The sequence below is a fragment of the Enterobacter sp. MGH 16 genome (assembly GCF_000493175.1).
GTDB classification, from domain to species: Bacteria; Pseudomonadota; Gammaproteobacteria; order Enterobacterales; family Enterobacteriaceae; genus Enterobacter; species Enterobacter roggenkampii.
In genome coordinates this window covers 837,598-856,878 of sequence record NZ_KI535695.1, presented here as the reverse complement: position 1 = coordinate 856,878, position 19,281 = coordinate 837,598, and the positions used below count along the sequence as shown (strand labels likewise).

At 57.3% G+C, this 19,281-nt stretch carries 21 protein-coding genes; 5 read left to right on the top strand and 16 right to left on the bottom strand.

What is annotated here, in order from left to right; all coding sequences use genetic code 11:
- Positions 1-14 precede the first annotated feature (14 nt).
- Positions 15-917 carry a LysR family transcriptional regulator gene (locus L362_RS18630; RefSeq protein WP_023343756.1) on the bottom strand — a complete coding sequence of 301 codons (903 nt, stop codon included), beginning with the start codon at positions 915-917 and terminating at the stop codon, positions 15-17.
- 145 nt (positions 918-1,062) lie between these two features.
- Between L362_RS18630 and L362_RS18635 the strand changes: the two genes are divergently transcribed.
- Positions 1,063-2,277 (top strand): MFS transporter, encoded by a 1,215-nt coding sequence (locus L362_RS18635; protein ID WP_008500804.1) that lies wholly within the window; start codon positions 1,063-1,065, stop codon positions 2,275-2,277.
- A gap of 75 nt (positions 2,278-2,352) precedes the next feature.
- On the opposite strand, the gene flgL is transcribed toward L362_RS18635, so the two are convergent.
- The 11 genes from flgL to flgB all read right to left on the bottom strand — a co-directional run bounded on the left by flgL (position 2,353) and on the right by flgB (position 12,207).
- Positions 2,353-3,306: a flagellar hook-associated protein FlgL gene (gene flgL / locus L362_RS18640; protein ID WP_021240765.1), complete on the bottom strand. Its 954-nt coding sequence runs from the start codon at positions 3,304-3,306 to the stop codon at positions 2,353-2,355.
- Between the two features lie 14 nt (positions 3,307-3,320).
- Complete coding sequence (gene flgK, locus L362_RS18645) at positions 3,321-4,961, bottom strand: flagellar hook-associated protein FlgK (RefSeq protein ID WP_021240766.1); 1,641 nt, start codon at positions 4,959-4,961, stop codon at positions 3,321-3,323.
- A gap of 75 nt (positions 4,962-5,036) precedes the next feature.
- A complete protein-coding gene (gene flgJ / locus L362_RS18650) occupies positions 5,037-5,990 on the bottom strand; it encodes a flagellar assembly peptidoglycan hydrolase FlgJ (protein ID WP_021240767.1) in 954 nt (317 codons plus the stop codon).
- Entirely contained in the window at positions 5,990-7,087 is a 1,098-nt protein-coding gene (locus L362_RS18655) for a flagellar basal body P-ring protein FlgI (protein ID WP_008500808.1), read from the bottom strand. Before L362_RS18655 ends, flgJ begins: the two co-directional genes overlap by 1 nt.
- A 12-nt stretch (positions 7,088-7,099) precedes the next feature.
- Positions 7,100-7,798, bottom strand: coding sequence for a flagellar basal body L-ring protein FlgH (gene flgH, locus L362_RS18660; protein WP_008500809.1), 699 nt, complete (start codon positions 7,796-7,798; stop codon positions 7,100-7,102).
- A 57-nt stretch (positions 7,799-7,855) separates the two neighbouring features.
- Positions 7,856-8,638 carry a flagellar basal-body rod protein FlgG gene (flgG, locus tag L362_RS18665; protein WP_008500810.1) on the bottom strand — a complete coding sequence of 261 codons (783 nt, stop codon included), beginning with the start codon at positions 8,636-8,638 and terminating at the stop codon, positions 7,856-7,858.
- Positions 8,639-8,649: 11 nt separating this feature from the next.
- The gene (locus L362_RS18670) at positions 8,650-9,405 is read right to left on the bottom strand and encodes a flagellar basal body rod protein FlgF (protein ID WP_008500811.1); all 756 of its coding nucleotides are present in this window, start codon (positions 9,403-9,405) and stop codon (positions 8,650-8,652) included.
- A 20-nt stretch (positions 9,406-9,425) separates the two neighbouring features.
- Positions 9,426-10,634 (bottom strand): flagellar hook protein FlgE, encoded by a 1,209-nt coding sequence (flgE, locus tag L362_RS18675; RefSeq protein WP_008500812.1) that lies wholly within the window; start codon positions 10,632-10,634, stop codon positions 9,426-9,428.
- Between the two features lie 26 nt (positions 10,635-10,660).
- Positions 10,661-11,371 carry a flagellar hook assembly protein FlgD gene (gene flgD / locus L362_RS18680; RefSeq protein WP_023343755.1) on the bottom strand — a complete coding sequence of 237 codons (711 nt, stop codon included), beginning with the start codon at positions 11,369-11,371 and terminating at the stop codon, positions 10,661-10,663.
- An 11-nt stretch (positions 11,372-11,382) separates the two neighbouring features.
- The gene (gene flgC, locus L362_RS18685) at positions 11,383-11,787 is read right to left on the bottom strand and encodes a flagellar basal body rod protein FlgC (protein ID WP_008500814.1); all 405 of its coding nucleotides are present in this window, start codon (positions 11,785-11,787) and stop codon (positions 11,383-11,385) included.
- A 3-nt stretch (positions 11,788-11,790) separates the two neighbouring features.
- Positions 11,791-12,207, bottom strand: coding sequence for a flagellar basal body rod protein FlgB (flgB, locus tag L362_RS18690; protein WP_023343754.1), 417 nt, complete (start codon positions 12,205-12,207; stop codon positions 11,791-11,793).
- Positions 12,208-12,364: 157 nt separating this feature from the next.
- Between flgB and flgA the strand changes: the two genes are divergently transcribed.
- The 3 genes from flgA to flgN all read left to right on the top strand — a co-directional run bounded on the left by flgA (position 12,365) and on the right by flgN (position 13,841).
- Positions 12,365-13,024, top strand: a complete 660-nt coding sequence (gene flgA / locus L362_RS18695; protein ID WP_023343753.1) for a flagellar basal body P-ring formation chaperone FlgA — start codon at positions 12,365-12,367, stop codon at positions 13,022-13,024.
- A gap of 93 nt (positions 13,025-13,117) precedes the next feature.
- On the top strand, positions 13,118-13,411 hold the full coding sequence (gene flgM / locus L362_RS18700) for a flagellar biosynthesis anti-sigma factor FlgM (protein ID WP_008500817.1): 294 nt from the start codon (positions 13,118-13,120) through the stop codon (positions 13,409-13,411).
- 4 nt (positions 13,412-13,415) lie between these two features.
- Complete coding sequence (gene flgN / locus L362_RS18705) at positions 13,416-13,841, top strand: flagella biosynthesis chaperone FlgN (RefSeq protein WP_008500818.1); 426 nt, start codon at positions 13,416-13,418, stop codon at positions 13,839-13,841.
- Positions 13,842-13,900: 59 nt separating this feature from the next.
- Here the strand turns inward: flgN and murJ are convergent, their stop codons facing one another.
- The 4 genes from murJ to rimJ all read right to left on the bottom strand — a co-directional run bounded on the left by murJ (position 13,901) and on the right by rimJ (position 17,736).
- A complete protein-coding gene (gene murJ / locus L362_RS18710) occupies positions 13,901-15,436 on the bottom strand; it encodes a murein biosynthesis integral membrane protein MurJ (RefSeq protein ID WP_008500819.1) in 1,536 nt (511 codons plus the stop codon).
- A gap of 129 nt (positions 15,437-15,565) precedes the next feature.
- A complete protein-coding gene (locus L362_RS18715; protein WP_023343752.1) occupies positions 15,566-16,489 on the bottom strand; it encodes a Gfo/Idh/MocA family protein in 924 nt (307 codons plus the stop codon).
- Between the two features lie 2 nt (positions 16,490-16,491).
- Positions 16,492-17,142 carry a YceH family protein gene (locus L362_RS18720; RefSeq protein ID WP_023343751.1) on the bottom strand — a complete coding sequence of 217 codons (651 nt, stop codon included), beginning with the start codon at positions 17,140-17,142 and terminating at the stop codon, positions 16,492-16,494.
- A 9-nt stretch (positions 17,143-17,151) separates the two neighbouring features.
- Positions 17,152-17,736 carry a ribosomal protein S5-alanine N-acetyltransferase gene (gene rimJ, locus L362_RS18725; RefSeq protein WP_008500822.1) on the bottom strand — a complete coding sequence of 195 codons (585 nt, stop codon included), beginning with the start codon at positions 17,734-17,736 and terminating at the stop codon, positions 17,152-17,154.
- A gap of 236 nt (positions 17,737-17,972) precedes the next feature.
- Here rimJ and mdtH point away from each other — a divergent pair, with 236 nt between their 5' ends.
- Positions 17,973-19,181 carry a multidrug efflux MFS transporter MdtH gene (mdtH, locus tag L362_RS18730; RefSeq protein WP_023343750.1) on the top strand — a complete coding sequence of 403 codons (1,209 nt, stop codon included), beginning with the start codon at positions 17,973-17,975 and terminating at the stop codon, positions 19,179-19,181.
- Positions 19,182-19,281 lie beyond the last annotated feature (100 nt).

Below are 19,281 nucleotides of genomic sequence, written 5' to 3'. Positions count from 1 at the left end.
TTGGGTCGGCTTTTTTATGGCTGCTGAACAGGCTTTCTCATCCCGGTCACCTCCGGCATGACCTGCCGCATCAACTCCAGAAATCGCCGCAAGCGTGCCGGATAATAACGGGACCAGGGATAGACCAGATGTACCGGTAGCGCCGCGGGCTGCCACTCGGGCAGCAAATGCACCAGCCGCCCTTCCGGAATATCGTCCTGTACCGTCCAGCTGGATACCACGGCCACGCCAAGGCCGGTAAGTGCCGTATTGCGTGCGACATACAGGCTGTCGGTGCTGAGCCGTGGCGTAATAGCAATCCGCGCGGTGGCGGACGTGGCATCGTGAAAAAGCTCCACGTGGCGCTGGTAGAAAGAGCTGATGGCTATCCAGGGAAACTGCTGCAAATCCTCCGGCGTATTCACCGCCGGGAAGCGGGCCAGCAGTGCCGGAGAAGCCACCACCGAGCGCGGCACCTCCGCCAGCAGTACGGATACGGTTGCCGGATCGACCTCCACGCCCACCCGAATAGCACAGTCAAGGTTGTCGCCGAGGAAATCCGCCGACCGATCGTTGAGCATCCACTCAATCGAAAGCTGCGGATAGCGTTGCAAAAATTCGGTTACGGGTTTCAGAAGCTGATCCTGACCAAACGCGTGCGGCGCCCGCACCCGCAGCACGCCTACAGGCTCATCTTCCGTCTGCCCTACCTCATCCTCCAGCGCCAGCCAGCTGTCAATCACCCGACGGGCGTGCTGATAGCAGCGCTCGCCGTCATCCGTTAGCCGCGTCGTGTGGGTGGTGCGCAACAACAGGCGCACGCCCAGCATGGTTTCAAGCGACTGCAACCGTCGGCTTACCGTGGCCTGGGTTGTTGCCAGCTGTCGCGCCGCCGCTGAGAGCGAACCCGCCTCGACAATGCGGACAAACGTCCGCATTAGCTCTACCCTGTCTATACGCTCAACTCTTTTCATCGCATTTTCATTTATACGTTCAACGTATAAGCGTTTTACCACCGGGCCCGCTACCGTCGCAAGGCGTACTGATAAAAAATAGCCTCACACGATGAATGAGGAACAACTTATGAACACAACAACGACTCCCCATGCTGTAAGCCGCTGGGTGATCTTTATGCTGGCTCTGGGGGCTGGCTTCAGCGTGGCATCAATCTATTACGCGCAGCCCCTGCTGCCGCTGATGGGTGCCGACCTGCATTTGAGTATTGAAGGTATGGGCCTGGTGCCAACATTAACGCAGGCAGGCTACGCGCTTGGCATCCTGTTCCTGCTTCCTCTGGGCGATCGCCACGACCGCAGGACGTTAATTTTGATCAAAAGCGCGGCGCTGGCGCTGTTTCTTCTCGGCTGTAGCCTGACCGGGCAGATCCATTCCCTGCTGCTGGCAAGCCTGCTTATCGGCATGGCCGCCACCATGGCACAGGATATCGTCCCTGCCGCGGCCATCCTTGCGCCGGAAGGTAAACAGGGGAAAACCGTGGGCACGGTAATGACCGGGCTGCTGATGGGTATCTTATTATCAAGAACCGTGAGCGGCGTGGTGGGCGAAGCGTTTGGCTGGCGCGTCATGTACCAGCTGGCAGCGGCGAGCATTGCGTTCATCGGGGTAATGATGTGGTTTGTACTTCCCCGTTTTGCCATTCACTCCACGCTGAGCTACCCCGCGCTGATGCGCTCGATGGAACACCTGTGGCGTCGCTACCCGGCGCTGCGCCGCGCGGCGCTGGCTCAGGGTTTCCTGTCGATTGCCTTTAGCGCCTTCTGGTCAACGCTTGCGGTCATGCTGCTGGAACGCTATCACCTGGGTAGTGCCGTCGCAGGTGGTTTTGGTATTGCCGGTGCCGCGGGTGCGTTAGCTGCCCCACTGGCGGGGGGTCTGGCGGACAAACTGGGGGCAGGAAAAGTCACGCAGCTTGGTGCCGTTCTTGTGACCGTCTCTTTCGCCCTGATGTTCCTGATGCCCGCGCTGGGCGTTCATGGGCAGCTGATGCTGATCGCCATCTCTGCCGTCGGGTTCGACCTGGGCCTACAGTCCAGCCTGGTCGCCCATCAGAACCTGGTGTACAGCCTTGAACCGCAGGCGCGTGGTCGTCTCAACGCCCTGCTCTTTACGGTCGTCTTTATCGGGATGGCGCTGGGGTCCGCGTTAGGCAGCAATATCTACTCGCTAGCTGGCTGGACGGGTGTGGTCGCACTGGCCACCGTCTGTGGCGTCATTGCGCTGGTCATCCGTCTGATAGAAAGCGCGCGTGTCGCCTCAGTAACGGCAGAAGTCGCATAAAAAAAATGCCCAATCCAGACGGATTGGGCAGCAAAACATGCCCAGTTTCAAGACATGTTCTAAGAGGTCAAGATGCTATTTGTTCAGCTGAAACAGAGACATGCCCTGCATATCGCTAAACGCTTTATAAGACGCCTGCAAGGCCGCCTGCTGCATGGTGTAAGAGGAAATTGCCGCATTCCAGTCAACGTCCACAAGGTCACTCATTTGCGAAGTCTGTGCGAGTGACCGGTCGTTACTCAGTGTGTTCAGTTTATCCAGTTCGTTAAGTTTGGTACCCAAATCGGCCCGTACAGTTAATACATTATCAAGCGAGTTACGCAACCCCCGGTTCGCAGCATCAATGGCTGCATTTTCCTGATCGACCTTCGCTTGATCGTCACCGACCGGTGTGTTCAACGAGGTGATAGCATTATCCAGTATCTTGAATAAATTCTTTTCAGGTGTTCCACCACCCGGCTCCGGTGTTGCATTGCTGGTAAACGTGGCGAAAACCTCTGTGCCAGTGTGGCTGATTTGCATATTTCGTGCAGAATCCACCTGTTGGTTAACTGGGGTAGTACCACCGATATAATTGCCGCTGGTTTGGTCAAAAGCGACATTCTCCGTCTTATACCCTGCGAAGATATATCGTCCATTACCGTCAGTGCTGTTGGCGAGGTTCATAAGCTGATCGCGTATGCCTTGCAGGTCTGTCGCCAGAGATGCCCGATCGCTGTCACTTAATGTCCCATTCCTCGCATAAACGACTTTTTCCTGAGCGCTCTGAATGGCCGTTGTAACCTGTGAAAGGACACTCTCCTCAAGCGATACTTTCTGCGTTGCAAAGGTACGCGCAAGATCGAATTGGCTATTCTGCGCCTGAGCCTGTGATAGAACAATCGCCTGAGACGCCGCGATAGGATCGTCCGACGGACGATTAACGCGCTTACCGGTGGACATTTGTTCCCCGTAATTTAGCCATTTGCTTTGGGAATCGGTGATCCCACGCATGTTCTGGTCGTACATCATTTGGGTGCTAATACGCATTGTTCACCTCAACCTTAGCGAATATTGATAATTGCGTCGAAGAGCGTACTGGCAGTTTGTAACACCTGCGCGTTGGCAAGGTAATACTGCTGATAACGCTGCAAATTGCCATACTCTTCGTCGAGGTTTACCCCTGAGATGGACTGCTGTTGTTTGGTTAACTGTGTTTCCACATTCGCTTTCGTCTGGCTGCTCACCTTCAGTGACGCCGTTGAGCTACCGACTGTACTGACGAGAGAGGCATACGCATCGTTAAAGGTTTTATTCCCACCCACAACTTTCGCGTTTTGAAGATCAAGCAGTTTCTGGCCATTACGGTTATCACTTTCGCCGCCGTTCTGCACTGACGCCATCGCCAGTTTGGACTCGTCGCTGATCGCCAGATCCATGTTCATGATGACGTCGGAAACCGGCTTCACGGTAAAGCTGTCTTTGGTATTTGCCGTGCCGCTCACGTTGACGTTAAGACCATCAAACGACAGGTTGCCGCTGGCATCCGGGCTCATCGTAAAGCTGGTTTTGTCTGATGTACGGGTGATCGTCCAGTCAGTGCCGTTGAACTGCAGCTTATAGTCTGTCGCCTGGACCTGTTTGCTGTCGGTCACAGAGGCCGTAACAACCGCCGATCCGCCGTTCTTGCTGTTGGACAGCACCGCCGGAGAACCAAAGTTGAACAGCTTACCGCCCGCATCACCGTTAGCGTCAAAGCCGGCTTCATGCTGCGTGTTCATCGAATCGGCAAAGGCCAGCGCCATCTGGTTCAGGGTGTTACGAGCTTTATCCAGATCTTCCGTGCGGAAGGTCAGTAAACCGCCCAAAGAACCGGTGGTGATCATCTTTTCCGGGATCTCTACGTTCCCGGCCACGTCATCGACATAGGCCACGGTGGTACGGGACGGATCGGCGCTGGACTTCACGGCCGCCAGCTGGTTAGCTTTGCTGCCCTGCACCAGGCTGTAACCGTTGCCGAAAGAGATGTTATACGTGCCGCTATCCTGAACAGACACTTCCACGCCGACGATTTTGTTCAGCTCAGTGACGAGCTGATCGCGCTGGTCAAGCAGATCGTTAGGCGATGCGCCCGCACCGACGCCGGTCAGACGGGAAATCTGATCGTTCAGATTGGCAATCTGTTTGGCATAGTTGTTGATCTGCGACACGCTGGTTGAAATCGCGGTATTCACCTGCGTATCCTGGTCACGAAGATACTGATCGTTGGTTTTGAACTGATTGACCAGACCGCCCGCTTTACCCAGCACCGTCTGACGCGCCGCCGGATCTTCCGCGTTGCTCACCAGGGTTTGCAGACTTTTGAAGAAGTCCTGCAGCGTGGTGGAAAGCGAGTTGGTGGTATCGGAGAGCACATCGTCGATTTTTGACATCTGCTGATAGCGCGTCGTCAGGCCGCTGCTCTGCGTCTGCGCGGCGCGCAGCTGATTGGTGATGAAGGCGTCATACTCACGCTGGACACCGGAGACATACACCCCGTTACCCACCCAGCCACCGCCGGTCAGCGTGCTGTTAGATGCGCCCAGCACCGTGGTCTGGCGGGTATAGCCTGCCACGTTATAGCTTGAAATATTATTACTGACGGTATTGAGTGCCGACTGCGCAGCACTGAGGCCACTCATGGCGCTGTTAATCAAACTGGACATGGGGGTTCCTTTTATACGTTCAGACACGAGTCCTGATGAAGGTTATCGGCAACCTCCACCGGGACTTGAGAACTTTCAGAACAGATTTTCAATATCTGTGCTATAGGCTTTGCTGACCTTCTCGCCCATGGATTTCAGCTGCTGGATCATGCTGGTTAGCTTACGCGCATAGTTCGGGTCGGTCGCGTAGCCCGCGTTTTGCAGCGCCTGAGCGCCCTGCTCCGCCGTCGCCGCCTGCGTCACGGCGGTATAGCGCGGATTTCGGCTCAGCAGGCCAACATAATCGGACAAGGCTTCCAGATACGAGCTGTAGACGCGGAATTTGGCTTTCACCTTAACCGCCGCACCGTTCTCGTATTCGGTGGTCGTGATCTCCGTTGTTGGCCCCTTCCAGCTGGAGGTGGCTTTCACGCCGAAGATGTTGAAGCTCGGCTCGCCGTTTTCCTTGCGGATCTGGCGCTGACCCCAGCCCGACTCCAGCGCGGCCTGCGCCAGAATCAGGTGATGCGGCACGCCGCTCTGTTCACTGGCAAGCCGTGCCGGCAGAGAAAGCTGCGCCAGGAAGTCTTTGCTGTCACCGGAGAGCGGCTCATCGCCGCTGCCCGTGGCTTTCGGCATGGCTTTACGCACCATTTGCGTCAGAGCCTGGTTCTGATAGCTGGTCACCGTTTCCAGGTCGAACTTCATCGGTACCTGCTGCGGCTGATCCTGAGGCTGAATGCCCTGCGCGGCTTCGGTCTGCTTGACAATCATGTCAGCCAGACCGAGGCCTTTCCCGGCGGTCATCTGCTGCGCAATCTGCTGGTCATACATGCTGGTGTAGAGACGCGTTGAATCGCTGCTGAACATCCCGTCTTTCGGCAGGGTTTCACGCATGCTCTTCAGCATCATCTGTACAAACATTCCTTCCACCTGGCGGGCGACCGGGCGGATATTCGCCGCCGGGTCTTTGCCCGCTTTGGTTTTCAGTTCGTTGAGCGACTGGGCGTCCCAGGCGGCACTGGTCAACAGTTTGCTATCGGTCAGCATTAAATGATTTCCAGTTTGGCGCGCAGGCAGCCCGCGCTTTGCATGGATTGCAGAATGGACATCAGATCCATCGGCGTTGCGCCCAAGGCGTTCAGGGCGCGCACCACGCTGTTCAGGTTGGCGCTTGATCGCACGCTCTGTAAAGACCCACCGCTCTGACGTAAATCAATCTGCGTTTGCGGGGTTACCACCGTCTGACCACCGCCAAACGGCGTGTCCGGCTGGCTGACGTTAGCGGAGCGGTTCACCGTCACCGACAGGTTCCCCTGCGCTACGGCACAGCTGTCGAGCGACACTTCCCGGTTCATCACCACCGAGCCGGTACGGGAGTTGATGATCACCTTCGCATCCTGGACCGGAACGTTCACTTCCATATTCTGGATATCGGCCAGCATGCGCACCTGGTTGCTGCTGCCGGTGGAGGTACGGATCTGCACGGTGCGCGCATCGAGTGCCGTGGCATTACCGTAGCCACGGCTGCGGTTGATGGTATCGGCAATCTGCTGCGCCATCGTGAAGTCTTCATTATTGAGCTGCAGGTTAATGGTGTTGCCCGCGCCAAACTGGGTCGGCAGTTCACGCTCAATGATCGCCCCGTTGGTAATCCGTCCGCCGTTGAGCTGGTTTACCTGCACGCTGCTTCCGCCTGCGGATGCTCCCGCACCGCCGACCAGAATGTTTCCCTGCGCCAGCGCATAAACCTGGCTGTCGACGCCTTTCAGCGGAGTCATCAGCAGCGTACCGCCGCGCAGGCTTTTGGCGTTACCCATTGAGGAGACTACCACGTCAATGGTCTGTCCCTGACGCGCAAACGCCGGGTAGGATGCGGTGACCATTACTGCCGCCACGTTTTTCAGCTGCATGTTAGTTCCCGCCGGCACGGTAATGCCGAGCTGGGAAAGCATGTTGTTCAGACTTTGGGTGGTAAAGGGGGTCTGGGTCGTCTGGTCACCGGTACCGTCCAGCCCCACCACCAGGCCATAGCCAATCAGCGAGTTTTCACGCACGCCCTGTACGCTGGTGAGATCGCGAATACGGTCAGCCTGGGCAAAGGTAGCCACCAGCGCGAGCGCCACGGCGAAGATCGATTTAAACATGGGTCACCTCGCTTACATCGGCGATAAGTTAAGGAAGAAGCGCTGCAGCCAACCCATATTTTGCGCTTCATTAATGTAGCCGTTACCGACGTACTCAATGCGCGCATCCGCCACCTGGGTGGACGGAACGGTGTTGGTGCCGCTGATGGTGCGAGGGTTAACCACGCCCGAGAAGCGAATGAATTCAGTGCCCTGGTTGATGGCGATCTGTTTTTCACCCACAACGTGTAAGTTGCCGTTAACCAGTACCTGGTCAACCGTGACCGTCAGCGTGCCGCTGAAGGTGTTGCTGGCGTTCGCGCCACCTTTACCGTTAAAGGTGTTGCCGCCAGAGGCATCGACATCAGCACGCGCGTTGCCGAACAGTCCCTGCAGGTAGCGCGGGACGGTATCGAAGCCAAAATTCGTTTTGCCATCACGGCTGGCGTTCGCCGACGAGCTCTTGCTCGCGCTGACGTTTTCCTGCAGCACAATGGTCAATGTATCGCCGACGTTACGCGGGCGGCGATCTTCAAACAGCGGCTGATAGCCGTAATTAATCGGCTGCGCGGTCTGGAAAATGGAGCCGTTGACTACTGGCGCAGGGCCAGGAACGGGTTGGGCAGTCGTCGCACCCTGGACCAAAGGTTTAGACGGGATCCAGGCACACCCGCTGAGGGTGACGGCCAGAACAGTCAGAATCGGATAACGAAACGCCGCGTTTTTTTGCATTGCCTTCATCTTCGAAAACAGGGAGCCGGCGCGGCGTTTACCGCACCGGGCTACACCTTAGAGTTGCGTCAGTTTCTGCAGCATCTGGTCGGTCGTCGACACTGCTTTACTGTTAATTTCATACGCGCGCTGAACCTGGATCATATTCACCAGCTCTTCCGCCACGTTCACGTTGGAGGTTTCAACATAGCCCTGATACAGCAGGCCCGCGCCGTTCAGGCCCGGGGTGCTCTCATTTGGCGTACCGGAGGATTGCGTCTCGGTGTAGAGGTTCTCACCAATGCTTTCCAGACCGGTATCGTTCATGAAGGTGGTCAGGTTGAGCTGCCCAACCTGAACCGGCGCAGCCTGCCCCTGCTGGGTTACGCTGACCACACCGTCACGTCCGATGGTAATGCTCAGGGCGTTCGCCGGGATGGTAATCGCAGGCTGAACCTGGAAACCGCCCGCCGTCACCAGCTGGCCGTTCTGATCGACCTGGAACGAGCCGTCGCGAGTGTAGGCAGAAGTCCCGTCAGGCAGCTGCACCTGGAAGAAGCCCTGGCCTTTGATCGCCACGTCTTTGCTGTTGTTGGTCTGAGACAGGTTGCCCTGGCTGTGCAGACGCTCGGTCGCCACCGGACGAACACCGGTACCGATCTGCAGGCCCGATGGCAGCGTCGTCTGTTCAGAAGACTGCGCGCCCGGCTGGCGGATGGTTTGATAAAGCAAATCTTCGAAAACGGCGCGTTGACGCTTGAAACCATTGGTGCTCACGTTTGCCAGGTTGTTGGCAATCACGTCCATATTGGTTTGCTGGGCGTCCAGGCCAGTTTTCGCGATCCATAAAGAACTGATCATAAGGAATCCTGTTAGCTCATAGCCAGAAGTTGGTTAGCCTTGCCCGCGTTTTCATCGACGCTGCTGATGATCTTCATCTGCATTTCAAAACGACGGGCGCTGGCGATCATGTCGGTCATGGCTTCGACCGGCTTGACGTTACTGCCTTCCAGAACACCGGACATCACGCGGATGCTCGGATCGGCCTGTAAGGTGGCACCCCGCGTCGCCTGCGCCGCCTGGGTCAGACGGAACATACCGTCGTCGCCACGCTGCACCTCTTTGCCTTCCGCCTTAACCAGCTTCAGACGACCGACGGGCGCAACGGTATTGGCCGGGTCGCCCGGGTTGAGCGCCGAAATGGTGCCGTCCGCAGCGATAGTCAGCTCAGAGCCTTCCGGTACGGTCAGCGGACCCGCTTCCCCCATCACCGGATGCCCCTGAATCGTCAGCTGGCCCGTCGCGCTCACCTGGATGTTCCCGTTACGGGTATAGCCTTCGCTACCGTCCGCCGTTTGCACCGCCAGCCAGCCGTCCTGCTGCAGAGCCACGTCCAGCGGGCGTGAGGTGTAATCCATCTGCCCTGGCGTCATATCGGCGCCAGGGGTTGATGCCGTCACCAGCGTACGGGTCGGCAGGGAAAGCCCTTCTACCGGCACCGCGCGCAGCGCATTAAGCTGCGCGCGAAAGCCCGGCGTTGAGGCGTTTGCAAGGTTGCTGGCGGTAACGGCCTGCTGATTGAGCGTCTGACTTGCCGCGCCCATCGCGGTATATATTGCGTGATCCATTGCGCTTTCCTGTTAGCCGCTTAACGCAGGTTAACCAGCGTGTTGAGGATCTGGTCCTGGGTTTTGATGGTCTGCGCGTTCGACTGATAATTACGCTGCGCGACGATCATGTTCACCAGCTCTTTACTCAGATCGACGTTAGAGGCTTCCAGCGCACCGTTGGTCAGCGTGCCGAAGTTACCGCTTCCGGCAGTACCCAGCAGCGCCACGCCGGAGGACTGGGTGGCAGACCAGACGTTGTCGCCTTCCGATTTCAGACCTTCGTTGTTGGCGAAGTTTGCCAGCACGATCTGGCCCAGAACCTGGGTCTGTTCGTTGGAATAGTTACCGACCACAGTGCCGTCGTCATTGATTTGGTAGCTCACCAGGTCGCCTGGTTTAAAACCATTCTGGCTGGTCGCGACGATATTGTTCGCACCGGTGTTCTGCTGCATGGAGTTAGCAAAACTCATGGCGAAGGTCGCTGGCGTCGCACCTGGGATGGTCGCGGTAGTGATGTTGATATTTCCACCACCGGTCAGCGTACCGTTATTATCGAAGGTCAGCGTGGTGGCCAGTGCCGCCGTGCTGCCTGCGACGCTACCGTCCTGGGCATACACTTTCCAGGAGTTAGCCGGGGTCGCATCTTTGACATAAAACAGGTTCATGTTGTGCGCATTACCCTGGCTATCAAAGACGGTCACCGTACCTTTTTTGTTGTACGTGTCCGGGTTAGCCGGATCAAAGGCGGTGGTCGGCGCGGTATCGGTGGAATTCAGGTTAATCTGCTGGGAAGCCGTGGTGGTGGACTTCGCGGCCATTAACGTGGTTGGGATATTAATGACCTGTGGGTTCGCCCCGGTCTGAACCGTTGATGGCGTCCCGGCAACCGGATACCCCGTTAACTGCATCCCCTGCATGTTCACCAGGTTACGGTTTTCATCCAGCTTGAACTGGCCGTTACGGCTGTAGAATACAGAGCCGTTGGAGTCGACCATACGGAAGAAACCGTTCTGGCTGATGGCAACGTCCAGGCCACGACCGGTGTTGGTGGTGGTGCCGTCGCTAAAGTCCTGCGTGATGCCCGCAACTTTCACGCCCAGGCCGACTTTGGAACCGGCAAACATGTCTGCAAAGGAAGCAGAACCGGATTTAAAACCATAGGTCGCGGAGTTGGCGATGTTGTTGCCAATGACGTCCAGGTTGGTGGCCGCAGCATTCAGGCCGCTGACCGCTTGAGAAAAGGCCATGACTTACTCCTGATAAGTGTTAAGGCTTAGATAATCTGCCGAACTTCGTCGAGTGTGGTGGAACCAGAGGTTCCCAAATCCAGTTTGTTGCCGTCGCTTCCTTTAATCACGCCCTGGACCAGCGCGAACTGCAGCGGCTGCGCCACCAGCTGGGTCGTCCCGTTGCTGGCGCTGATCGCGACTTTGTAAGCACCGTTTGGTGCTTTCGTGCCGTCGGTCAGGCTGCCGTCCCAGGTAAAGGTGTGAACGCCCGCCTTCAGCTCGCCGATGTCGATGGTGCGAACCACGGCGCCGGTTGAGTCGGTGATCGTCGCCGTCACTTTGTCAGCCGCCTGCTGCAATTCAACGCCGAACGGCGTAGTGGTGGTGGTCGATGTACCGTCGGTAGTGCTGGTGCCTGCCAGAATCGTGGTTCCCGGGATCATCACCCCGTGGCCAATCAGGCTTGCCGCCTGCAGAGACTGGGCGCTATTAATCTGTCCAGAGACGGAACCAAGGGTGGTGTTGAGTTTCTCAATGCCGCTAACGGTGCTGATCTGCGCAAGCTGCGTGGTCAGTTCGTTGTTCTGCATCGGGTTAGTGGGATCCTGGTTCTTAAGCTGCGCCACCAGCAGCGTCAGAAAGCTGCCCTGAAGATCGGCGGCGTTACTCCCCGTCAGGGAGTTAGAACCCGTCGTACTCTTTGTGTTGTTAACACCCGAGTTCGTCGGATCATTCACATTTACGGCGATGGACATGCATGTCTCCTTTACTGGCCGAGAGTGAGTGTTTTGAGCATCATGCTCTTCACGGTATTAAGCACTTCGACGTTGGCCTGGTAGCTACGGGAAGCCGACATGGAGTTCACCATCTCACCCACCACATCCACGTTTGGCATCTTCACGTATCCGCTGGCATCCGCCAGTGGGTTACCCGGCTCATACACCAGCCTGTCCGGGGCCTGGCTCTCCACCACATCCGAGACCTTCACGCCGCCCGTCGCCGCGCCTGGTGCAGCATCGACCTGAAAGACAACCTGTTTGGCACGATAAGGCTGGCCGTCGGGTCCGGTGACGCTGTCGGCGTTCGCCAGGTTACTGGCGGCCACGTTCAGGCGCTTGGACTGTGCGGTTAACGCCGAACCGGCGATATCAAAAATATTCAGCAAGGCCATCTATCAGTTCCCCCCCTGCAGGACGTTCATCATGCCTTTGATTTGTCCGCCGAGTACGGTCAGACCCGTCTGGTATTTCAGGCTGTTGTCGGCAAACTGGGTACGCTCCCGGTCCATATCCACGGTGTTACCGTCGAGTGAGGGCTGATCGGGAATGCGATAAAGTAAATCGGTCGCTGGCGCGGTCATCGCCTGAGCAGGAATATGGCGAGAGGATGTCATGGCAAGTGCAACACCCGTTCCTTCGGCACGTCCACGCTCCATCACCTTTTTGAGTTCTCTGGAAAAATCAATATCGCGCGCCTGATACCCCGGGGTATCGGCGTTAGCGATATTGGCGGCTAAAATCTCCTGCCGCTGGGCGCGTAAGTTGAGCGCTTCCTGCTGAAAACGTAACGCGGCGTCGAGTTTATCGAGCATGTCTCCTCCGCTGATGGCAAAATTTCAGTTCACAGCTTAAATCTCACCCGGTCTCCCCTATCGACGGAATAAGCGCAAAATGCGTCGCTATTTATTCCGTTGATGCAAAACCACTACAGGTAGAATTCGTTCAACTCTGGAAACGGTGGAACTTGCGATGCAAACGTTAAAACGTGGTCTGATGGCGACTCTCTTGCTGTTAAGCCCTCTGGCGCAGGCTGAAGGGTTACAGGATCGGCTAACGGCTTTTTTTGCCGAAAAACTGGCAGGCTTTAGCGATGACGTGACCGTTACCGTGCGCACGCCACCGAATCTGTACCCGACGTGCGACCAGCCGTCCTTCAGCGTGGTAGGGTTCACAAAGCTCTGGGGGAATGTGAACGTGCTGGCACGCTGCGCCAACGAAAAACGCTATTTACAGGTTGCCGTTCAGGCGACGGGCAATTATGTTGTCGCCGCCGTGCCCATTGCGCGCGGCAGCGTACTGCAGACAAACAGCGTGACCTTGAAGCGCGGCCGTCTGGATCAGCTGCCGCCACGCACCATGCTGGATATTAACCAGGCTCAGGACGCCGTCAGCCTGCGCGACGTCGCGCCAGGCCAGCCGATACAGATCTCCATGCTGCGTCAGGCATGGCGGGTAAAAGCAGGCCAACAGGTGATGGTGGTGGCCAACGGAGATGGCTTTAGCATCAACAGTGAAGGGAAAGCGTTGAACAATGCCGCGGTGGCGCAAAACGCCCGCGTCAGAATGTCCTCAGGCCAGGTGGTGAGCGGAACCGTCGATGCTGATGGGAATATTCTGATTAACCTATAATCTTTTTAAAGATTTCGCGGCGCGTGCCGATAAATATTCCACTAATGATGATGTCAGGCGCAAACGCCGCGAACCCTCGATGAGGACAACACTATGAGCATTGATCGTACATCAGCCCTGAAGCCGGTAAGCGCTGTACAACCTCGCGAAACGAATGACGCAACGGCGCAGAAAACGCGTCTGGAGAAACCGTCAACGTCCAACAGCACCAGCGTGACCCTGAGCGACGCGCAGGCAAAACTGATGCAGCCGGGCAGCAACGATATCAATATGGAACGTGTTGAAGCGCTGAAAACGGCTATTCGTAACGGTGAGCTGAAAATGGATACCAGCAAGATCGCTGACGCCCTGATTCAGGAAGCACAGAGTTTCTTACAGAGTAACTAACCGTATGAGTCGACTGTCAGAAATACTGGATCAAATGACGGTTGTCCTGAACGACCTGAAAACGGTAATGGACGCTGAACAGCAGCATCTCTCTTCCGGTCACATCAACGGCAGCGCGCTGCAGCGTATTACTGAAGACAAAAGTTCGCTTCTGGCAACGCTGGATTATCTGGAGCAGCAGCGACGCGCTGAGCAAGATCCTAAGCGCAGCGCCAATGACGATATTATTGAGCGCTGGCAGACCATTACCGAAAAAACTCAGCACCTGCGCGATCTTAACCAGCATAACGGCTGGCTACTGGAAGGGCAGATTGAGCGTAATCAGCAGGCGCTTGAGGTGTTGAAACCGCATAAAGAAACCGGACTGTACGGTGCGGATGGTCAGACGGCGACGGCGCGTATTGCAGGTGTGAAAAAGATTTCGATTTGACGCATAAGCGACTCATCATGCAGTGGGGAGCACCATGAGGTGAACTCCCCTTTTGGCGTTTATGCCGTCCGGCGGGCAAACTCTTTGACTTTGAAACCCAGCACCGCGAGCGTGGCAAAGTACGCCACCACACCAACGCACACCACGGCCATCAGGCGCATCAGACGATAAGGCATCGTGCCCAGGGACCACTCCGGCATCACGTGCATCATGCCAAGCAGCGCGGCAGACATCACCAATACCGCAACGATCAGACGCACCAGGAAACTGCCCCAACCCGGCTGCGGCGTGAAAATATCCTGCTTGCGCAGCTGCCAGTACAGCAGCCCGGCATTCAGACAGGCCGCGAGACCAATCGATAATGACAGGCCGGCATGTTTCAGCGGACCAATAAACGCCAGGTTCATCAGCTGCGTCATAATCAGCGTCACGATGGCAATTTTTACCGGCGTTTTGATGTCCTGACGCGAGTAAAAGCCCGGCGCCAGCACTTTCACCACGATCAGCCCCATCAGTCCCACCGAGTAGGCAATCAGCGCGCGCTGGGTCATGGCGGCATCGAAGGCGGTGAATTTCCCGTACTGGAAGAGCGACACCGTCAGCGGTTTGGCCAGAATACCCAGCGCCACCGCGCTTGGCAGGGCCAGCAGGAAGCAGAGACGCAGGCCCCAGTCCATCAGGCGGCAATACTCATCATGATTGCCGCTGGCAAAACTTTTCGACAGCGACGGCAGCAGGATGGTCCCCAGCGCCACGCCCAGCACCCCGGACGGAAACTCCATCAGGCGGTCGGCATAGTACATCCAGGAAACCGAGCCGGACACCAGGAACGAGGCAAAGATGGTGTTGATAATCAGCGAGATCTGGCTGACGGAGACGCCGAGAATGGCGGGCCCCATCTGCTTGATGACGCGCATCGCCCCGGCATCTTTGAAGTTGATGCGCGGCAGCACCAGCATGCCGATTTTTTTCAGGTGCGGCAGCTGATACGCCAGCTGCAGCACGCCGCCGACGGTGACCGCCCAGGCCAGCGCCAGCACCGGCGGGTTGAAGTGCGGGGCGGCGAACAGGGCAAAGCCGATCATGCTGACGTTAAGAAACGTCGGCGCAAACGCCGGAACGGAGAAGCGGTTCCAGGTATTGAGGATCGCCCCCACCAGCGAAGCCAGCGAGATCAGCAGAATATAGGGGAAAGTAATGCGCAACAGCTGCGAGGTCAGAGCAAACTTGTCGGCCGTATCGGCAAAGCCGGGCGCGGTCACCATAATCACCCAGGGCGCGGCCAGCATCCCGAGGACGGTCACCACCGCCAGCGCCAGCGTCAGCAGGCCGGAGACATAAGACACAAAGACGCGCGTGGCGTCCTCACCCTGCTTGCTTTTATATTCCGCCAGGATCGGGACGAATGCCTGAGAAAACGCCCCTTCCGCAAAAATACGACGCAGCAGGTTCGGTAATTTGAACGCGACGAAAAAGGCGTCCGTGGCCATCCCTGCACCAAATACCCTTGCCACAATGGCGTCGCGCGCAAAACCCAGCACGCGGGAAAACATGGTCATCGAGCTGACGGCTGCCAGCGATTTTAATAAGTTCATTAACGTGAATTTCCAGAACCATACGGATTTCCAGGACGGGCAAGCGTAAGCGCCACCCGGCAAAGCCTACAAGCGGCGCTTAGTCTACCCGGATTTCAACGAATTACTATCCGCAGATGTTACAGCGAGTTATTCACTCATGGCCTCGCGCCAGAGCCTTTCCACAATGCGCTGCGCCATGATGGCCTGCTCGCCGGACGTTTCAGGAACCGTCTGATTTTGCACGCAGGTGATGAAGTGGCGGGCGCAACCGGCAAAACCGCGCTGTTCAAGCGTGCTCTGCCAGCCAGGCGCGGGGAGCGTCACCACGCCGCTGCCCTTCTCTTCCCGCCATTCACGCATGTCGGTAATGTCGTACAACGCCCCGTCGGTGACGGCCTGGACGCATTCTCGCTGGCTGCCGGCACGACGATGCATGCTGGTCGTGATCTGCAGATGGTCAATCGCGAAATGGTGTTCGGCGTAGACCATTTCACCCTGCTCGTTCGTGAGCAGCGTGCCACTTTGCAGCTGCGCGTTGCTGCCGGCGAGCCACAGCGCCGTATCCACAACGTGGAGATAATCATCCAGCAGCGTGAAGCGCAAATCGTTCGGCCCGATGCTGTCCGTGCGGTGCTTATCCATCCGCAGCGAGGCAAACCTGCCCGACTGTGCCTTGAGCTGCTGGTAAAGGGGCGCGAAGCGGCGGTTGAAGCCGACCATCAGCGTCAGTTTTTTACGCGCCGCCAGCTCAATCAGGCGTTCCGCGTCCGGAACATTTTCCGCCAGCGGTTTATCCACGCAAACGTGAACGCCCGCATTGAGCAGCTCGCTCACGACCTGATAGTGGGTAGACGTTGAGGTATGCACAAAGACCGCATCGCACTCGCGGGCCAGATCCTGAAGCGATGCCGCATACGGCATACGCCAGGTTTCGCAGATCCGCTCGGCTTTCTCGCGCGTGGGTGACCATGCCCCTTGCAGCGTCCAGTCCGTCGCTGCCCCCAGAACCGGCAGCCAGGCTTTTTGTGCAATACCGCCCAGCCCTACTACGCCAATGCGTAATTTTTTCACCGTCAGTCTCCCAAATGTGCCAGCAGGGCATCCAGACGCTGTTTCAGCCCGGCGACCTCGTCTTCCAGCGCCGCTACGCGGGCAACCAAATCATCATCTACGGCCGTTATGTCGGTTGCGCTGGATTTAACTGAACTATCAACTTCACCGCTGAACAGGTGCATATAGCGGCTTTCACGCTTGCCCGGCTCGCGCGCCAGACGCACCACGTAAGGACCGTCTTCACGCGCGGCCAGCCCTTCGAGGGTCTGCTCGACCTCCTGCATATCGCTGAACTCATGCATGCGGGAAGCGCGCGTGCGCAGTTCTCCCGGCGTTTGCGCACCGCGCAGCAGCAGCGTGGTGATGACCGCCACTTCCGCACTGCTCAGCTTCAGGTCACCAAATTCGGAGTTACAGAAGCGCTGTTCGTATTTGGTCACGCGGTTGCCGAAGCCGCTGACGGTGCGCAGATAGTGGCGTTTGACCAGCGCATCCAGCACGTCCTGAACCTCATACTCGCTGAGGTTCATCACCGGCTCGCGGTTGGTTTTCTGGTTGCAGGCCATGGTCACGGCGTTGACGGACAGCGGATACTGCTCCGGCGTGGTGACCTGTTTTTCGAGTAAGCACCCAATCACGCGCGCTTCTGTACCGTTTAGCTGATACTTCATCTTTTCTCCTTAACGACCTGCAGTCCAGTCCCGGGTGGTTAATGCCGTCAGAACGTGGTCGCGCCACTCTCCGTCTATCAGCAGATAGTCTTTGGCGTAACCCTCTTTCTCGAACCCTAAACGCGCCAGCAGATTTCCGCTGCGCTGGTTATGCGGCATATAGTTCGCCATAATGCGATGAATGTGCTGGGTGCGTTGCATATAGCGGATCGCTACCGTCAGCGCCTCGTACATCAGCCCCTGCCCCTGCCACTTCTGGCCGATGGAGTAGCCCAGGTAGCAGGCGTGAAACGATCCCCGCACCACGTTTGAAAAATTGGCGATCCCGATAATTTCTTTCTCTTCAGGATCCAGCAGCGCGAAATAAAACGCGCTGCCCTGCTTGTGAAATTCCGTAATCATGCTGAGGCGCGCCTGCCAGCCGGAAGGGTAACAATGGCTCTCATCCCGAACGGGTTCCCAGGGTTTTAAAAACTGGCGATTCTCGGCGTAATAATCCGCCAGACGCCAGGCATCACGCTCATGCACCAGACGAACGACCAGCCTGTCCGTTGTCAGACGCACTTTTGGCACATTACTGCGATAGCCAAACATCGATACCACTCCTTCCCGTCACTTCAGCTTGCCCATTAGCTTTACTATACCTGCGCCTGCGCCGTCTGTGAAAACAGTGACATACCATTTTCACCTCTTTTCACATTTTTCGATGAGAACTCTCTATCAAAGCACCCTTTTGATAAAAAAATATTGTCACGTGCAGGGGTGGGAAAAAACGCGGCGACACCGCAGAATGTTAGCGTGCTCACCATCTTATTTTCCCTGGAGGGAAAATGTCCCGCGTATCACAGGCCAGGAGCCTGGGTAAATATTTCCTGCTCGTCGATAACATGCTGGTCGTGCTCGGCTTTTTTGTCGTTTTTCCGCTTATTTCGATCCGCTTTGTCGATCAAATGGGCTGGGCGGCATTAATGGTCGGCATTGCCCTGGGGCTACGCCAGTTTGTCCAGCAGGGCCTGGGCGTCTTTGGCGGGGCCATTGCCGACCGCTTTGGCGCGAAACCGATGATCGTCACCGGTATGCTGCTGCGCGCGGCAGGGTTTGCCACGATGGCGGTCGCCCAGGAGCCCTGGCTGCTCTGGTTCTCCTGTTTCCTCTCCGGTATCGGGGGCACGCTGTTCGATCCGCCCCGCACCGCGCTGGTGGTAAAGCTGATTCGCCCGCAGCACCGCGGCCGTTTCTTCTCGATTCTGATGATGCAGGACAGCGCCGGGGCGGTTATCGGCGCCCTGCTGGGAAGCTGGCTGCTGCAGTATGACTTCCGTCTGGTCTGCGCGGCTGGGGCGGTGCTCTTTATTCTGTGCGCGCTGTTTAATGGCCTGTTCCTGCCGGCGTGGAAACTGTCGACGGTGAAAGCGCCGGTCCGGGAAGGGCTTGGTCGCGTCCTGCATGACAAGCGCTTTGTCACCTATGTGTTGACCCTGACGGGATATTACATGCTGGCCGTGCAGGTCATGCTGATGCTGCCGATCATGGTTAACGACATTGCAGGTACCCCTGCGGCGGTGAAATGGATGTACGCCATCGAAGCCTGCCTGTCGTTAACGCTACTCTATCCGATTGCCCGCTGGAGCGAGCGACGTTTTCGCCTGGAGCATCGCCTGATGGCCGGACTGTTCCTGATGACGCTGAGCATGATGCCGATCGGCCTGGTGAACACGCTCCAGCAGCTGTTTACGCTGATTTGCACATTCTATATTGGCTCGATCATCGCCGAGCCTGCCCGCGAAACGCTGAGCGCCTCGCTTGCGGATGCGCGTGCGCGCGGCAGCTATATGGGGTTCAGCCGTCTGGGGCTGGCACTCGGCGGGGCATTAGGTTACGCCGGGGGCGGCTGGTTGTTTGATGCCGGCAAAGCGTTAAATCAACCTGAACTCCCGTGGATGATGCTTGGCGCGGTGGGCTTTATGACGCTACTCGCCCTGTGGTGGCAGTTCAGCCAGAAACGCAGCGCGAGCGGCATGCTCGAGCCTGGCGCGTAGCCTTTCCCTCGGGCGGGAGCCCTTCCCGCCCCACTTCTCAGTTTTTTCTGCTGGTTTCTGCCCATTCACGCTGACATACTGGCGTAACAGGACAGAAGCG

Excerpts from the sequence above, each read along its gene's own strand:
- L362_RS18630 (WP_023343756.1), bottom strand. The coding sequence starts at position 917 with ATGCGGACGTTTGTCCGCATTGTCGAGGCGGGTTCGCTCTCAGCGGCG.
- flgN (WP_008500818.1), top strand. The coding sequence starts at position 13,416 with ATGAGTCGACTGTCAGAAATACTGGATCAAATGACGGTTGTCCTGAAC.
- flgC (WP_008500814.1), bottom strand. The coding sequence starts at position 11,787 with ATGGCCTTGCTGAATATTTTTGATATCGCCGGTTCGGCGTTAACCGCA.
- L362_RS18655 (WP_008500808.1), bottom strand. The coding sequence starts at position 7,087 with ATGTTTAAATCGATCTTCGCCGTGGCGCTCGCGCTGGTGGCTACCTTT.
- flgE (WP_008500812.1), bottom strand. The coding sequence starts at position 10,634 with ATGGCCTTTTCTCAAGCGGTCAGCGGCCTGAATGCTGCGGCCACCAAC.
- L362_RS18635 (WP_008500804.1), top strand. The coding sequence starts at position 1,063 with ATGAACACAACAACGACTCCCCATGCTGTAAGCCGCTGGGTGATCTTT.
- rimJ (WP_008500822.1), bottom strand. The coding sequence starts at position 17,736 with ATGTTTGGCTATCGCAGTAATGTGCCAAAAGTGCGTCTGACAACGGAC.
- L362_RS18670 (WP_008500811.1), bottom strand. The coding sequence starts at position 9,405 with ATGGATCACGCAATATATACCGCGATGGGCGCGGCAAGTCAGACGCTC.
- flgB (WP_023343754.1), bottom strand. The coding sequence starts at position 12,207 with ATGCTCGATAAACTCGACGCCGCGTTACGTTTTCAGCAGGAAGCGCTC.
- flgD (WP_023343755.1), bottom strand. The coding sequence starts at position 11,371 with ATGTCCATCGCCGTAAATGTGAATGATCCGACGAACTCGGGTGTTAAC.
- flgJ (WP_021240767.1), bottom strand. The coding sequence starts at position 5,990 with ATGCTGACCGATAGCAAACTGTTGACCAGTGCCGCCTGGGACGCCCAG.
- mdtH (WP_023343750.1), top strand. The coding sequence starts at position 17,973 with ATGTCCCGCGTATCACAGGCCAGGAGCCTGGGTAAATATTTCCTGCTC.
- flgA (WP_023343753.1), top strand. The coding sequence starts at position 12,365 with ATGCAAACGTTAAAACGTGGTCTGATGGCGACTCTCTTGCTGTTAAGC.
- flgH (WP_008500809.1), bottom strand. The coding sequence starts at position 7,798 with ATGCAAAAAAACGCGGCGTTTCGTTATCCGATTCTGACTGTTCTGGCC.
- murJ (WP_008500819.1), bottom strand. The coding sequence starts at position 15,436 with ATGAACTTATTAAAATCGCTGGCAGCCGTCAGCTCGATGACCATGTTT.
- flgG (WP_008500810.1), bottom strand. The coding sequence starts at position 8,638 with ATGATCAGTTCTTTATGGATCGCGAAAACTGGCCTGGACGCCCAGCAA.
- flgK (WP_021240766.1), bottom strand. The coding sequence starts at position 4,961 with ATGTCCAGTTTGATTAACAGCGCCATGAGTGGCCTCAGTGCTGCGCAG.
- flgL (WP_021240765.1), bottom strand. The coding sequence starts at position 3,306 with ATGCGTATTAGCACCCAAATGATGTACGACCAGAACATGCGTGGGATC.
- flgM (WP_008500817.1), top strand. The coding sequence starts at position 13,118 with ATGAGCATTGATCGTACATCAGCCCTGAAGCCGGTAAGCGCTGTACAA.
- L362_RS18720 (WP_023343751.1), bottom strand. The coding sequence starts at position 17,142 with ATGAAGTATCAGCTAAACGGTACAGAAGCGCGCGTGATTGGGTGCTTA.